The following is a 14,431-nucleotide window of genomic DNA, read 5'->3' as shown; positions in this document are numbered from 1 at the left end:
CAGCCTAGCGCTTGGCGGCCGGCAGGGCGGGCGCGGGCAGGTGGGTCGCCACCCGCACGGCGTCGCCGTCGCCCAGGAAGCCGGCGCCCTGGACCACCACCTCTTCGCCGGCCGAGACGCCGGACACGGCGGTGATGTCGCCAGTGCGGGCCACGATGCCGACCTTGCGGAACTGCGCCTTCCTGCTGCGGTCGACCATGAACACGCCCGGCTGGTTCTGGCGGTAGAGGATCGCGGCGCTGGGCACGACCGGCGAGGCCTGGTCACCGGCCTGGATCTGGGCGCGGGCGAACATCCCCGGGCGGAAAGCGCCCATCGAGGTCAGTGCGATGCGGGCCACGCCCAGGCGGGTCTGGGTGTCGACCTCGGAGGTGACGATCCGGACGCTGCCGTCGGCCCGGCCGACCTGCTCGGATGTGATGCTGGCGGGCATGCCGGCCTTGACCACGCCAAGGTCGGTCTCGGGGATTTCGGCGTCCAGCTCCATGCGGCCGTCGCGGACGATGCGGAAAAGCTCGCTGCCGGCGTTGACGATCTGGCCCTTGGTGACGCTGCGGCGGACGATCAGGCCCGAGACCGGGGCGCGGATCGAGGCCTGGGCCACGCGGGCCGCGGTCTCGCCCCGGGCGGCTTCGGCGGCGGCCACCTGGGCGGCGGCGGTGGCCTGGCGGGCGGTGGCGGTGTCGAGCGAGGCTTGCGACAGGAAGCCCTTGGCCAGCAGTTCGCGCGAACGCTTCAGCGAGGCCTCGGCCTCGGCGAGGGTGGCGCGGGCGCTGGCGACCGAAGCGTCCTGCTGGCGCAGCTGGGCGCGCAGAAGGGTGTCGTTCAGCGCCACCAGCACCTGGCCCTGGCGGACGAACTGGCCTTCCTCGGCGTTGACGGCGGTGGCGGTCAGGCCGCCGGTCTCGGCGCCGACCGGCACCTCTTCCCAGGCCGAGATGGTGCCCGAGGCGTTGATCACGCGGGGCAGCGGCAGCACCGTGACCGGCGAGACGCTGACGGTCTGGGCGGCGACGGGCTTGCTGGACTTGGCCTCGGCCTTCTTGTCCTTGCCGCAGGCGGCAAGACCGGCGGCCGAAACCGTCAGAACCAGGGCCAGCGCTGTCGTGCGCCCGAAAGACCCCTTGAACCCGTAACCCACGACCTGCCCCTTCAACGTCAAATTCCCAGCTGGGACTTCTAGACGAGAAACGGGGTTCGACGAGTTAAATCGGGGTAAGGCGCGGGGACCCGGGGTCAGGCTTCCTTGCGGGCCGCCTGGGCCTCGGTCGCCGAGGCCGCGCGGATCAGTTCCAGCACGTCGACGATGATCGCCTGCATGGCGTTCTGCGCGGCCACGGCGTCGCGGGCGATGATCGCGTTGGCCACGTCCTCGTGCGAGGGAATCGAGGCGGTGCGGCCCTTGATGCGGTTGGTGAAGCGGATCGAGATCCGCAGCGCCGTGTTCACCAGCTCATGCAGCTCGCTGTAGAACGGGTTCTTGGTGGCGCTGAGGATGGCGATGTGGAAGGCGATGTCGGCGGCCAGGGGGTCGTCCTCGCCCTCGCCGGCGGCCTTCATCCGGGCCAGGCCCTTGCGGATGGCGTTGAGGCCGTCCTCGTCGGCGTTCCGGGCGGCCAGGGCCGCGGCGACCGGCTCGATCCCCAGCCGCATCTCGGTGAAGTCCGACAGCAGCTTCAGCGAGAACTTGCGTTCCAGCAGCCAGCGCAGGACGTCGGGGTCGAGCAGGTTCCAGTTGGCTTCCGGCTCGACCACCGTGCCGTGGCGGGGGCGGGCGCTGAGCAGGCCCTTGGCGGTGAGCATCTTCACCGCCTCGCGCGTGACCGTGCGGCTGGCCCCGAACTTCTTGGACAGCTCGCCCTCGGTGGGGAAGCCGACCTCGGCGTACTCGCCCGTGACGATGGACTGGCCCAGTGATTCCACGAGGCCGTAAGTCAAACTCAGTCCGGGCTGGGTGCGCATCGCCAAGTCTTCTTTTCTATACGTCGGACGCGGAGGGAATCACCCCTGTGTAACGTGGTTCGGGCAGGCCCGGAATGGTCACGTCATACGCGAATACATCGCCTGCGTGTGGTTGTCTGACCAATTCGTCATCCGACAGCTCGTCGCGAGCCGAAGTGACGTACAGCGTGCGTAGGTCCTCGCCGCCGAACGCGACGCAGGTGGGCTGGCTGGCCGGCACGTGCAGGGTCTCCAGCACGCGGCCGTCGGGGGCATGGCGAACCACGGTCCCGGCCGCCCAGCGGGCGCTCCAGAGACAGCCGTCGGCGTCGACCGTGGCCCCGTCGGGGTAGCCCTCGGTCACCTGCGCGAAGACCCGGCGGTTCGAGAGCGTGCCGTCCTCGTCGAGGTCGAAGGCGAAGATGGTCTGCAGCGGGCTGTCGGAGAAATAGGCGGTCTTGCCGTCGGGGCTGAACGCCAGGCCGTTGGCGATCTGCACGCCGCCGAAGTGGGGCGTGAAGGCGCCGGCATGGTCCAGGCGCCAGACGCCGGCCTCGGCGCGATGGCGAATGGCCTCGTCCTCGACCATGGTCCCGGCCCAGAAGCGGCCCGAGCGGTCGACGCGGCCGTCGTTGAAGCGGCGGCCATTGGCCTCGGCTTCGACGCGGTGCAGCCAATCCACCTGGCCCGAGGCCAGATCGAACAGGCCAAGGCCGGTCTCGAAGGCGGCGATGACGCGGCTGCTCTCGCCGGGCAGCAGGGCGATCGAGCCGATGCGCTCGGGAGCGGCGAAGGTCTCGACCACGCCGTCGGCGGGGGCGAAGGCGCGAAGGCGACGGCTCTGGATGTCGGTCCACAGCAGGCGGCCGGCATGGCTGTCCCACACCGGCCCCTCGCCGAGCACGTCGCCGGCCGCGATGATCGCGGCCGGCTGCTGGCTGGAAATCACCACCACGTGGCGTACAGCGCGATCAGGATGAGGATCACGCCCAGGCCGGCGATGTTGAAGGTGGTCTTGGTCCGGTAGCTGACACCTTCGAGGCTGACGACGTTCACTTCCTTCTTCTGCGGGAAGACCAGCGAGACGATCACCGCCGCGACCAGCGCCAGGACGAAGACCAGGCCCACGCGGTTCATGAACGGCATGTCGGGCAGGGCGAACTTCAGGACCAGCGACAGGATCACCGAACCGGCCGTGGCGACTAGGGCGCTGGCGGTGGTGGCGCGCTTCCAGAACAGGCCCAGCATGAAGATCACCACGATGCCCGGGGTGAAGAAGCCGGTGTATTCCTGGATCAGCTGGAACACCTGATCGGCGGCGCCCAGCAGCGGCTTGGCGGTCAGGATGCCGACGATCACGGCCAGGACGGCGGTGATGCGGCCGACCAGCACCAGGTGCTGCTCGCTCGAACCCGGCTTGGCCTTGGCGTAGAGGTCGAGGGTGAAGATAGTGGCGATCGAGTTGATCTTGGCCGCCAGCGACGCGACGATCGCGGCCACCAGGGCGGCGAACACCAGGCCCAGCAGGCCGGGCGGCAGCAGCTTCATCATCTCCGGATAGGCTTGGTCGGGCTTGGCGAGGTTGGGCGCCAGGATCAGGGCGGCGAGGCCCGGGATCACCACGATCACCGGCATCAAGAGCTTCAGATAGGCCGCGAAGGCGATGCCCTTCTGGGCTTCCGGCAGGTCCTTGGCGCCGAGGGCGCGCTGGATGATGTACTGGTTGAAGCCCCAGTAGCTGACGTTCATGACCCACAGGCCGCCGAACAGGACGCTGAGGCCCGGCAGCTCCTTGTAGTGCGGGCTGGCCTTGTCGAGGATCATGTGGAAGTGCTCGGGGAACTTGTCGGTCAGCTGGGTGAAGCCCGCGACCACGCCGCCGTCGCCGCCGATCTTGTTGAGCGACAGGAAGACGATGATCAGGCCGCCGAGCACCAGCAGGGTGACCTGAACGATGTCGGTCAGGGCCACGGCCTTGAGGCCGCCCCACAGCTGATAGGCCAGGGCGAAGACGCCGATGGCGACCAGGGCCCACATCTGGTCCATGCCGGTCACCGTGTGCACGGCGATCGAGCCCAGCCACAGGATCGAGGTCAGGTTCACGAAGATGTAGAGGGCCAGCCAGAACAGCGCCATCAGGGTGCGCACGCTCGAGCCGTACCGCTGCTCCAGGAACTGCGGCATCGTGACGATGCCGTTCTTCAGGAAGATCGGCAGGAAGAACTTGCCGACGATCAGCAGGGTCAGGGCCGCCATCCACTCATAGGAGGCGATGGCCAGGCCGATGGCGTAGCCCGAGCCGCTCATGCCGATGATCTGCTCGGCCGAGATGTTGGCGGCGATCAGCGAGGCGCCGATCGCCCACCAGGGCAGGGCCTTCGACGCGAGGAAGTAGTCGGTCGAGTCCTTCTTGTGCCCGCCCTTGTCGCGGGAAACCCACTGAGCCAGGGCGAAGATCGCCACGGCGTAGATCGCCAGGATGGCGAGGTCGATGGTTGCTAGTGTCACGTGGGCTTCCCCCCTTTAGGGCTGCTCTTCGTTATGACTTCAGGTCCGCTCAGGCGGCGGTCTGGGCGTTCCAGGCCGCGACCAGGGCGCGCGCCCGCTCGCCGACTTCGGCGGCGGTGTAGCCGGGGCGGTAGAGCTCGCCGCCGACGCCGATGCCGGCCACGCCGATGTCGAGCCAGGGCTTGAGGTTGGCCGCGCCGACGCCGCCGACGGCGTAGATCTCGATGTCCTTGGGCAGCACGTCGCGCACGGCCTTCAGGTGGCCGGGACCGAACGAGCCGGCCGGATAGAGCTTCAGCGCCTTGGCGCCGGCCTTAACGGCGACGAACGCCTCGGTTGGGGTGGAGAAGCCGGGCATGACGGTCAGGCCCAGCTCGACGGCGCGCGAGATGACGTCGGCGTCGATGTTGGGGGTGACGATCAGCTTGCCGCCGACCGCGGCCACGTCGTCGACCGCCTGCGGGGTCAGGACGGTGCCGGCGCCGCACAGGGCCTTGTCGCCGAAGGCTTCGCAGAGCTTGCCGATGCTGACCAGCGGCTCGGGCGAGTTCAGCGGGATCTCGATGTAGCCGATGCCGGCGTCGACGAGGGCGCCGGCGATCTCGACGATCTCGTCGGGCTTCACGCCACGCAGGATGGCGACGATGGGCGGGGCGTCAGGCAAGGACATGGGCATCACGCGTGATTGAGGACGAAAGGGAAGACAGGCCGGCAAGAACGGCGGCGTCGCCGTCGATCTCGAAGCTGTCGCCGCCGGCGGCCTTGATGGCCTTGGCGTAGAGGGCGTTGAGGGCGGGAGCGCCGATCAGGGCGACCTTGCCCAGCCGCCCGAACCAACCGGCCGCGCCGGCGGCGTCGGCGCCGATCAAGAGGCCCGACAGGAAGCCCATGGCGTCGGCCTTGGGCAGGTCGTCGATCAGCTGGCGGCTGCGGGTCTCGAACAGAAGGTGGGGCAGCAGGGCCGCGCCCTTGTCGGTGATCCGCGAGAGGCCAAGGTCGAAGCCTTCCGACGTGGCGGGCGCGTCGCCGGCGGCGGCCTTGGCCAGGATCGAGTGCTCGCGCAGCACGGCGAAGGTCTCGCCGACCGGGGCGGTGAGGAAGCTGGCGATCGCGCCATCCTCGACCACGACCCACTTGGTGTGGGTGCCGGGCATGGCCAGCAGGTGGCGGCCGGTCTTTAGCTGCGGGTTCAGCGCCAGGGCGCCGAGGATCTGGGTTTCCTCGCCGCGCATGACGTCGGGGCCGCCCAGCGGGTTGGTGCAGGAAAGGCCCGGCACGATCGAGACGGTCAGCCCCTGGGCCGCTACCTTGACCAGCCGTTCGCTGATCGCCGCCGCGTCGGCGGGGCAGGGAGCGTAGGGGGCCTCGACCCAGCCGTTGCGCGAGCCGACCATGCCGCACAGCAGGATGGTCTCGGGGCCGGCTTCGCGCCAGTCGCCGACCAGATCGAGGAAGGTCTGCTCGGGCGAGACGCTCAACGAGCCGATGCCGGGGCCGTCGCGACGGTCCAGCACGCTCTTGCCCTGGCGCAGGTAGAGGCGCAGGCGCGAGGTGCCCCAGTCGCCGAAGATGGTGATCGAAGGATCGGACGCGACCATGGTCAGTGCGGGCTCCGGAAGGCTTGGGAAAGGTCTGGTTTCGCGTCGCCGCCTAAGCGGTGTCCGCCTTCGATCCCGAGTTGCATGGCCGTTCCTGAAGCGTCGCCGACGATCCAGCCGACGACGACGCATTTATAGTATAATAGCAAGGCGCGCAAACGCCGACGTCCGCGTTCGGATGTGCTGGCGAGGACTCTCGCGTAGGACGGTCCTGTGCTTTTGGCGCCACCGTGCCGCTATTAATCACATTAATCCTTTGATCGCTTGCTTGCGAGTTACCGGTATCATATAGGTCACCCATCCCCACGTGACGGCAAAAAGACAGCGCTGTCCCGTTTCGGCAATCAAGTTCCACAAAACGTCCACTGCGTCGCGAGAGCGCCGGGGCGACGATCAGGGAAGGGAAGCATGAGGCACCCCAATTTCACGCGCCGTGCGCAGCTGGCCGGCGTTTCGGCCGTTGTCCTGGCCGCTTTCGCCGTTCCGGCCTTCGCGCAAGAAGCGCCCGCCGATACGGCTCAGTCTGACACCGCTGTCGAAGAAGTCGTCGTCACCGGCGTGCGCGCCAGCCTGCGCTCGGCCCAGGCCATGAAGCGCGACGCCAGCCAGATCGTCGACTCGATCGTCGCCACCGACATCGGCAAGCTGCCCGACCGCAACGTCGCCGAGGCGCTGCAGCGCATCCCCGGCATCCAGATCGACCGCAACTACGGTGAAGGCGCCAACATCGCCATCCGCGGCCTGACCCAGGTGCGCACCGAGATCAACGGCCGTGACAGCTTCACCGCCGGCGAAGGCCGCGGCCTGAGCTTCGAGGACGTGCCTTCGGAAGTGCTGGCCGGCGTCGACGTCTACAAGAACCCGGCGGCCGACCTCATCGAAGGCGGCATCGGCGGCCTGGTGAACCTGCGCACCCGCATGCCGTTCGACTTCTCGGGTCGCAAGCTTTCGGCCAGCATCACGTCCAACACCTACGACTTCGTCGAGAAGACCAAGCCCTCGGCCTCGCTGCTGGTCAGCGACCGCTGGGACACGCGCTTCGGCGAGATCGGCGTGCTGGCCAACATCGCCTATCAGAAGGGCGCGTTCCGTCAGGACACCATCTCGACCGAGCCGTTCTACACCCTGAAGCCGGGCGACGCGAACTACGTCAACTACCCGGGCTACGAGGGCAAGACCGTCACCGTGCCGCACGGCGCCGGCGTCAACACCACCCTGGGCGACCGCACCCGCAAGGGCGGCGTGCTGGGCCTGCAATGGCGTCCGAACGACCGCACCGAGATCTACGGCCAGGTCGTGCACTCGGACTACAAGTTCGAATGGCAGGACTATTCGGTGTTCGCTTACACCGGCTCCAACTCGATCCTTCCGGTCGCCGGCAGCACCTTCAAGTTCGATGAGAACGGCGAGTTCATCAGCGGCTCGTTCGCCAATGTGCCGTACGACTCCAACACCAGCTTCACCCAGCGCCACTCGGTCACCACCGACTACTCGATCGGCGGCAAGTGGGACGCGACCGACGATCTGACGCTGAGCACCGACTTCCAGTACGTCCGCGCGATCACCGACTCGGTGCGCTCGATCGTCAACGTCGGCGCCACGATCCCGGTGTTCAACCACGACATCTCGGGCGACATCCCGGTGATCACCACCGGCCCGAGCGGCTACGCCAGCAACCCGTCGAACTTCAATCTGGGCTACTATCTCGACCACATCGACAAGTCGGTGGGCACCGAGAAGGCCTGGCGCGCCGACGCCGAGTACAAGCCGGCCGACGCGGGCATTCTGCGCTCGATCAAGGTCGGCGTGCGCTACACCGACCGTGAGGCGGTGACCCGCTCGAGCACCTATCGCTTCGTGGGCTTCTTCAGCCCGCTGTCGAACTATCCGAACCTCTACGAGGTCAACCAGTTCGACAACTTCTTCCGTGACAAGGTCGACTCGTTCGGCCCGACGGTGGCGTTCAAGCGCTCGATCGCGCTCGACTACCGCGCGACACTCAACGCCCTGGGTCTGTCGGAAGGTGTGGGCTACGGCCCGGCCGACACCAACACCCAAGGCGAGAAGACCTACGCCATGTACGGCGTGGCCCGCTTCGGCTTCGACGCCGGCCAGTTCCCGGTCGACGGCAATGTCGGCCTGCGCGTGGTCCGCACCAACGTGACCTCGGCGGGCTTCGAAGGCATCACGCCGATCGTCAACTACGGCCAGCCGGGCGAGACCTCGGGCACGACCATCTATTCGCCGGTCGAGGTCGCGCAGTCCTACACCAAGGCGCTGCCAAGCCTGAACCTGCGGATCCACCTGAAGGAAGACCTGCAGCTGCGCCTGGCCGCCTCGAAGGGCCTGTCGCGTCCGACCTTCAACCAGCTGAACGCCAACGCCAACATCGGCCAGCCGGGCAGCACCCAGCAGGGCCGCAACACGGTGACCTTCGGCAACCCGAACCTGCGTCCGCTCGAGGCCGACCAGTTCGACGCCTCGCTGGAGTGGTACTTCAACAAGACCGGCATGCTGTACGCCGCTGCCTTCTACAAGAAGGTCGACGGCTTCATCTACAACGTCACCCGCAGCGACGTGCCGATCAGCTTCCCGGACGGCCGCACCGCCCTGTTCGACATCACGCGTCCGGAAAACGGCGACGACGGCAAGATCAAGGGCTTCGAAGTCGGCTACAACCAGTTCTTCGACTTCCTGCCGGGCCTGTGGTCGGGCCTGGGCGTCCAGGCCAACTACACCTACGTCGACAGCTCGGCGCCGAACCCCACGGCGCGCGACACCTCGGGCGTGGACCTGCCGAACGTGCCGCTCGAAGGGCTGTCCAAGCACAGCTACAACGTGGTCGGCATCTACGAGAAGGGCCCGATCTCGTTCCGCCTGGCCTACAACTGGCGTGACGACTTCGTTCGCACCACCTCGGGCAACGGCACGGGCAACCTTCCGGTCTACAGCAAGGCCTTCGGCCAGCTGGACGCCTCGGCGACCTACGACATCAATGACCACATGGCCTTCACCATCGAAGGCGTGAACCTGACGGACACCCAGCGCGATACGTTCTTCGGCAAGGAAACGCGTCCGCGCGACAGCATCCTGGTCGATCGTCGCGTCTCGGCGACCTTGCGCGTCGACTTCTGATCCGGCGGCGCCCGCTCTTTCCTTCGGGGGAGGGTGGGCCTGTCACCGCGAGGTTCCTCCCCGAACTCGCGTCTTCACTGCAGCCGCGGACCGCGTTGGCGATCCGCGGCTTTTTCTTTGCCGGAATAGCCGCGAGGCGGACAAAAAGGGTTGCCTCTTCATTTGTATGATTATACGTATCGTTCATCGGCGGATTGCGATCTCGGATCGCTTTTCGTCCTGGTGACCTTCGGTCGTCAGCGCATCGCGCGGGCTCTTCTCCCCGAAGCCGCGCGTTTCTTTTCCCCGCGCATCGCTCCTGCGGCGATGCGCGGATTTTTTTTGCCTTTATCCCATCGTTACAAAGAGTTGCTCGGTGCGCCGCCCGGTCGAAAGGCCGGTGAAAACCGGTTGCAATAACGGCCGCCTCCGCTAATTGTCGTATTTATAAGAATGGTAGCGGTAACGAGTTGGCGGGGCTTAAGTCTCTCGCGCGGCCGCCGGAACGGGAGGAGGCGAGGGATGTCCATCCCGATTGACAGCGCTTACTTTCCGCCGCGGGCGATCGATGCAGGCATAGGTTTCCAGACCGGCTCGCCAGCATGGAGGTTCCCCGCGTGACGTTTTCCCACAAGCCCAAGTGGGGCAGGCACGGCATGGCCGCCCTCGGCGCGATCCTCAGCCTGGCCGTCGCCGCGCCGTCCTTCGCGCAAGTCCCGCTGCCCAAGCTGGTGACCAAGGACGGCAAGCACGCCCTGCTGGTCGACGGCAAGCCGTTCCTGATGCTGGGCGTCCAGGCCAACAACGCCGCCAACTATCCCTCGCAGATGCCCAAGGTGTGGCCGGCGGTGAAGGCCCTGCACGCCAACACCCTGGAGATCCCGATCGCCTGGGAGCAGATCGAGCCGGTCGAGGGCGAGTTCGACTTTTCCTATCTCGACCTGCTGCTCAAGCAGGCGCGCGAGAACGACACCAAGCTGGTCATCCTGTGGTTCGCCACCTGGAAGAACAACGGCCCGCAGTACGCTCCGGAGTGGGTCAAGCTCGACAACAAGCGCTTCCCGCGCCTGATCAACGGCAAGGGGGAGGTCAAGAACTCGCTGTCGCCGCACTTCCGCGCGACCCTGGAGGCCGACAAGAAGGCCTTCGTCGAGCTGATGCGCTTCATCAAGGCCAACGATCCGGACCACACCGTGATCATGGTCCAGCCCGAGAACGAGGTCGGGGCCTACAGCGCCATCCGCGACTTCTCGCCGACCGCCCAGAAGATCTTCGACGGCCAGGTCCCGAAAGATCTGGTCAAGGCGATGAACAAGAAGCCGGGGACCTGGAAGGAAGTGTTCGGCAAGGACGCCGACGAGTTCTTCTACGCCTGGTCGATCGGCCGCTATGTCGACGAGATCGCCGCCGCCGGCAAGCAGGTGCTGCCGCTGCCGATGTACGTCAACGCCGCCCTGCGCGACCCCTTCAACGACCAGGACCCGTTCACCTACTCGTCGGGCGGCCCGACCTGGAACGTGCTCGACGTCTGGAAGGCCGCCGCGCCGTCGATCGACGCGCTGGCGCCAGACATCTACATGCGCGAGAGCGAGAAGGTTCGTAAGACGCTTGAGCAGTACGGCCGTCCCGACAACGCCCTGTTCGTGCCGGAGATCGGCAGCGACAAGGCCTATGCCCGCTACATCTATGACGTGCTGGGCCACCAGGGCATCGGCTTCGCCCCGTTCGGCATCGACTACACCGGCTATTCGAACTACCCGCTGGGCGCCAAGACGATCGACGCCAAGGCGATCGAGAACTTCGCCGTCCACTACCGACTGCTGGCCCCGATGGCCCGCGAGTGGGCCCGCCTGTCCTACGAGGGCAAGGTCTGGGGCGTGGGCGAGCAGGAGGGCGGCAAGCCCGAGACCATCGACCTGGGCGGCCGCTGGAACGTGCGCGTAACCTATGGCGAGTGGCAGTTCGGCTCGATCGAGGCCCCGTGGATGGCCAAGGCCGAGAAGCAGCCCGACCGCGAGATCCCCGACGCCGGTGCCCTGATCGCCCAGCTGTCGCCCGACGAGTTCCTGATCACCGGCTACCGCGCCCGCCTGACCTTCGGTTCGGCCAAGGGCGAGCGGTTCATGGTCTCGCGGGTCGAGGAAGGGCACTTCGACGACAAGGGCCAGTGGGTGTTCGACCGCGTGTGGAACGGCGACCAGGTCGACTACGGGCTGAACCTGACCACCTTGCCCCAGATCCTGAAGGTGAAGCTGGCGACCTACTAGGCCGGTGCGTGATCCTCGTCCTTCGACAAGCTCAGGATGAGGATCATGGTGCGGCCGGCATTTGAAAACCTCACCCTGAGCTTGTCGAAGGGCGAGGTTTTCGCCCCAAACAGAACAACGAGAACAGGGAAGAAGAACGACATGCGCAGCATCTATCGAGGGCGCGGCCTGGCTGCCGGCCTCGCCCTGGCCCTGCTGGCCACGACCAGCGCCTTCGCCCTCGACGGCGGCTTCGAGAAGACCGCCGACGGCGTGGTGGTGACCCCCGCCTCGGGTCCGGCCAAGAAGGTGCGGCTGCAGGTGATGGGCGAGCGCATCATCCACGTCACGGCCTCGCCGACCGACACCTTCGATGCGCCGCCCAGCCTGATGGTCACGGCCAAGCCGGTGACCGGCGGCTTCACGGTCGACGAGAAGGGCGGGGTGCTGACGCTGAAGACGGCCAAGGCCACGGCCCAGGTTTCGCTGAAGGACGGCACGGTCGACTTCCTCGACGCCAAGGGCGCCAAGGTGCTGGCCGAGCGCGATCGCGGCGCCTTCACGCCGGTAAAGGTCGAGGGGCAGGACTTCTACAGCGTTCGCCAGCAGTTCAATCCGGGTACGGACGAGGCCTTCTATGGCCTGGGCCAGCACCAGAACGGCCAGATGAACTACAATGGCCGCGACGTCGAACTGCTGCAGTACAACCGCGCCATCGCCGTGCCGATGCTGCTGTCGTCCAGGGGCTACGGCCTGCTGTGGGACAACAACTCGATCACCCGCTTCGGCAACCCGATCCCCTATGACGTCGCCTCGCGCGACCTGAAGATCTTCGACGCCGACGGCAAGGCCGGCGGCTTCACGGCCAAATACTACCAGAACGGCCAGCTGAAGGTGACGCGGGTCGAAAAGGACATCGACTACCGCTTCCTGAAGGACCTGCCGAACTGGCCGGCCGAGCTGCAGGACGCCGCCAAGAAGAACCTGCCGGGCCAGACCGTGACCTGGGAGGGCTTCGTCCAGACCGACAAGGCCGGCGAGCACAACTTCAAGCTCTATTCCAGCGGCTACGCCAAGGTGTGGCTGGACGGCCAACTGGTGATCGACCGCTGGCGGCAGAACTGGAACCCCTGGTACCACAACTTCGACGCCAAGCTGACGCCGGGCAAGAAGCACAAGGTGCGCGTCGAGTGGACGCCCGACGACGGCTATATCGGCCTGCTGCACAACGACCCGATGCCGGCTCTCGACCGCCATTCGCTGCAGTTGACCTCGGAAGTCGGCAAGGCCATCGACTACTACTACATCGGCGGCGACGACCTGGATCAGGTGGTGTCGGGCTATCGCGACCTGACCGGTTCGGCGGTGATGATGCCGCGCTGGGTCTATGGCTTCTGGCAGTCGCGCCAGCGCTACGAGACGCAAGACCAGATCGTCGGCGTGGTGAAGGAGTACCGCAAACGCGGCCTGCCGCTCGACAACATCGTCATGGACTGGCGCTACTGGAAAGATCCCGAGTGGGGCACCCACAAGTTCGACGAAACGCGCTTCCCCAGCCCGCAGAAGATGGTCGACGACATCCACGGGATGAACGCCCACTTCATGATCTCGATCTGGCCGAAGTTCTATCCGACCACGGATAATTTCAAGGAGCTGGACGCCAAGGGCCACATGTACAAGCGCAACATCGAGCGGGGCGCGCTTGACTGGGTGGGTCCCGGCTACCTGAACTCGTTCTACGACCCCTATAGCCAGGAAGCCCGCGACATCTACTGGAAGCAGGTCAAGCGCGACCTGAAGGTCTACGGCGTCGACGCCTGGTGGATGGACGCCTCCGAGCCCGACCTGCACTCCAACGTCGACGTGCCCGAGCGCACCCTGCGCATGAGCCCCACGGCGCTCGGCCCGGGCGCGGAATACTTCAACAGCTACGCCCTGGAGCACACCCGCGGCGTCTATGAGGGCGAGATCAAGGACAACCCCGACGTCCGCCCGTTCATCCTGACCCGCTCGGGCTTCGGCGGCTTGCAACGCAACGCCTCGGCGGTGTGGAGCGGCGACGTCGTGGCCCGCTGGGACGACTTCCGCGACCAGATCTCGGCCGGCGTGAACCTGTCGATGTCGGGCATTCCCAACTGGACGACGGACATCGGCGGCTTCTCGGTCGAGAAGCGCTATGAGACCAAGGATCCCGCCCACTGGGCCGAGTGGCAGGAGCTGAACCTGCGCTGGTTCCAGTTCGGCGCCTTCAGCCCGCTGTTCCGCAGCCACGGCGAGCTGCCGTTCCGGGAGATCTACGAACTGGCCGACGAGGGCAGCGACATCTACAAGTCGCTGGCCTGGTACGACGAGCTTCGCTACCGGCTGATGCCCTATGTCTACACCCTGGCCGCCGACACCTATCACCGCGACGGCAGCATGATGCGCGGCCTGGTGATGGACTATCCCAACGACGCCAAGGCCCGGAACGTCGACGACCAGTACCTGTTCGGCCAGGACTTCCTGGTCGCGCCGGTCACCGCCTTCAAGGCCCGCTCGCGCGGCGTCTACCTGCCGGCGGGAACCTGGTACGACTTCGAGACCGGCAAGGCCTTCAAGGGCGGCCAGACGGTCAAGGCCGACGCGCCGCTGGCCCGCATGCCGTTGTTCGTGAAGGCCGGCGCCATCGTGCCGACCACGGTCGTCCAGCAGTATGTCGGCGAGAAGCCCGACGCGCCGATCACCCTGCTGGTGTTCACCGGCAAGGACGGCAAGTACGAGCTCTATGAAGACGACGGCCTGTCCAACGGCTACGCCCGCGGCGCCTGGGCCCGCACGCCGATCTCCTATGACGACGCCACCGGTAGGGTGACCATCGGCGCCCGCTCGGGCAGCTTCAAGGGCATGGTCGAAAAGCGCACCTTCAAGGTCCGCTTCATCGGCAAGGGCGCCAGGCCGACCGACTTCGACGCCGCCGCCGATCTGACGGTGGAGTACGACGGCCAGCCGGTTGCGCTGACCCGGAAGTAGGGGGCGATCCCCATA

General features: G+C 66.7%; 11 protein-coding genes. 4 read left to right on the top strand and 7 right to left on the bottom strand.

Features of this window, described 5'->3' with window-relative positions:
- Window positions 1–4 precede the first annotated feature (4 nt).
- The 6 genes from P7A99_RS10250 to P7A99_RS10225 all read right to left on the bottom strand — a co-directional run bounded on the left by P7A99_RS10250 (window position 5) and on the right by P7A99_RS10225 (window position 6,047).
- Window positions 5–1,141, bottom strand: a complete 1,137-nt coding sequence (locus tag P7A99_RS10250; protein WP_277793787.1) for an efflux RND transporter periplasmic adaptor subunit — start codon at window positions 1,139–1,141, stop codon at window positions 5–7.
- A gap of 95 nt (window positions 1,142–1,236) precedes the next feature.
- Window positions 1,237–1,962 (bottom strand): FadR/GntR family transcriptional regulator, encoded by a 726-nt coding sequence (locus P7A99_RS10245; RefSeq protein WP_277793786.1) that lies wholly within the window; start codon window positions 1,960–1,962, stop codon window positions 1,237–1,239.
- A 16-nt stretch (window positions 1,963–1,978) separates the two neighbouring features.
- Window positions 1,979–2,893: an SMP-30/gluconolactonase/LRE family protein gene (locus P7A99_RS10240; RefSeq protein ID WP_277793785.1), complete on the bottom strand. Its 915-nt coding sequence runs from the start codon at window positions 2,891–2,893 to the stop codon at window positions 1,979–1,981.
- A complete protein-coding gene (locus P7A99_RS10235; protein WP_277793784.1) occupies window positions 2,887–4,449 on the bottom strand; it encodes a sodium/sugar symporter in 1,563 nt (520 codons plus the stop codon). The genes P7A99_RS10240 and P7A99_RS10235 overlap by 7 nt, the downstream gene beginning before the upstream one ends.
- 49 nt (window positions 4,450–4,498) lie before the next feature.
- Window positions 4,499–5,119, bottom strand: a complete 621-nt coding sequence (locus P7A99_RS10230) for a 2-dehydro-3-deoxy-6-phosphogalactonate aldolase (RefSeq protein WP_277793783.1) — start codon at window positions 5,117–5,119, stop codon at window positions 4,499–4,501.
- On the bottom strand, window positions 5,106–6,047 hold the full coding sequence (locus tag P7A99_RS10225) for a 2-dehydro-3-deoxygalactonokinase (RefSeq protein WP_277793782.1): 942 nt from the start codon (window positions 6,045–6,047) through the stop codon (window positions 5,106–5,108). Before P7A99_RS10225 ends, P7A99_RS10230 begins: the two co-directional genes overlap by 14 nt.
- A 408-nt stretch (window positions 6,048–6,455) precedes the next feature.
- On the opposite strand from P7A99_RS10225, the gene P7A99_RS10220 reads away from it, so the two are divergent.
- The 3 genes from P7A99_RS10220 to P7A99_RS10210 all read left to right on the top strand — a co-directional run bounded on the left by P7A99_RS10220 (window position 6,456) and on the right by P7A99_RS10210 (window position 11,428).
- The gene (locus P7A99_RS10220) at window positions 6,456–9,182 is read left to right on the top strand and encodes a TonB-dependent receptor (RefSeq protein ID WP_277793781.1); all 2,727 of its coding nucleotides are present in this window, start codon (window positions 6,456–6,458) and stop codon (window positions 9,180–9,182) included.
- A 150-nt stretch (window positions 9,183–9,332) separates the two neighbouring features.
- Window positions 9,333–9,581, top strand: coding sequence for a hypothetical protein (locus P7A99_RS10215; RefSeq protein WP_277793780.1), 249 nt, complete (start codon window positions 9,333–9,335; stop codon window positions 9,579–9,581).
- A gap of 236 nt (window positions 9,582–9,817) precedes the next feature.
- Window positions 9,818–11,428, top strand: coding sequence for a DUF5597 domain-containing protein (locus P7A99_RS10210; protein ID WP_277793904.1), 1,611 nt, complete (start codon window positions 9,818–9,820; stop codon window positions 11,426–11,428).
- On the opposite strand, the gene P7A99_RS10205 is transcribed toward P7A99_RS10210, so the two are convergent.
- A complete protein-coding gene (locus P7A99_RS10205; protein ID WP_277793779.1) occupies window positions 11,425–11,571 on the bottom strand; it encodes a hypothetical protein in 147 nt (48 codons plus the stop codon). The two genes, P7A99_RS10210 and P7A99_RS10205, sit on opposite strands and share 4 nt — an antisense overlap.
- Between P7A99_RS10205 and P7A99_RS10200 the strand changes: the two genes are divergently transcribed.
- The gene (locus tag P7A99_RS10200) at window positions 11,570–14,416 is read left to right on the top strand and encodes a TIM-barrel domain-containing protein (RefSeq protein WP_277793778.1); all 2,847 of its coding nucleotides are present in this window, start codon (window positions 11,570–11,572) and stop codon (window positions 14,414–14,416) included. The two genes, P7A99_RS10205 and P7A99_RS10200, sit on opposite strands and share 2 nt — an antisense overlap.
- The last annotated feature ends 15 nt before the right edge of the window (window positions 14,417–14,431 follow it).

This window comes from Caulobacter endophyticus, assembly GCF_029543245.1.
Lineage (GTDB): Bacteria > Pseudomonadota > Alphaproteobacteria > Caulobacterales > Caulobacteraceae > Caulobacter > Caulobacter endophyticus_A.
The sequence above is the reverse complement of the archived record's forward strand: the minus strand, read 5'-3'. Positions and strand labels throughout refer to the sequence as shown.

Coding starts and splice junctions, on each gene's coding strand:
- P7A99_RS10205 (WP_277793779.1), bottom strand. CDS start 11,571: ATGTCGTTCTTCTTCCCTGTTCTCGTTGTTCTGTTTGGGGCGAAAACC.
- P7A99_RS10200 (WP_277793778.1), top strand. CDS start 11,570: ATGCGCAGCATCTATCGAGGGCGCGGCCTGGCTGCCGGCCTCGCCCTG.
- P7A99_RS10230 (WP_277793783.1), bottom strand. CDS start 5,119: ATGTCCTTGCCTGACGCCCCGCCCATCGTCGCCATCCTGCGTGGCGTG.
- P7A99_RS10225 (WP_277793782.1), bottom strand. CDS start 6,047: ATGGTCGCGTCCGATCCTTCGATCACCATCTTCGGCGACTGGGGCACC.
- P7A99_RS10220 (WP_277793781.1), top strand. CDS start 6,456: ATGAGGCACCCCAATTTCACGCGCCGTGCGCAGCTGGCCGGCGTTTCG.
- P7A99_RS10210 (WP_277793904.1), top strand. CDS start 9,818: ATGGCCGCCCTCGGCGCGATCCTCAGCCTGGCCGTCGCCGCGCCGTCC.
- P7A99_RS10245 (WP_277793786.1), bottom strand. CDS start 1,962: ATGCGCACCCAGCCCGGACTGAGTTTGACTTACGGCCTCGTGGAATCA.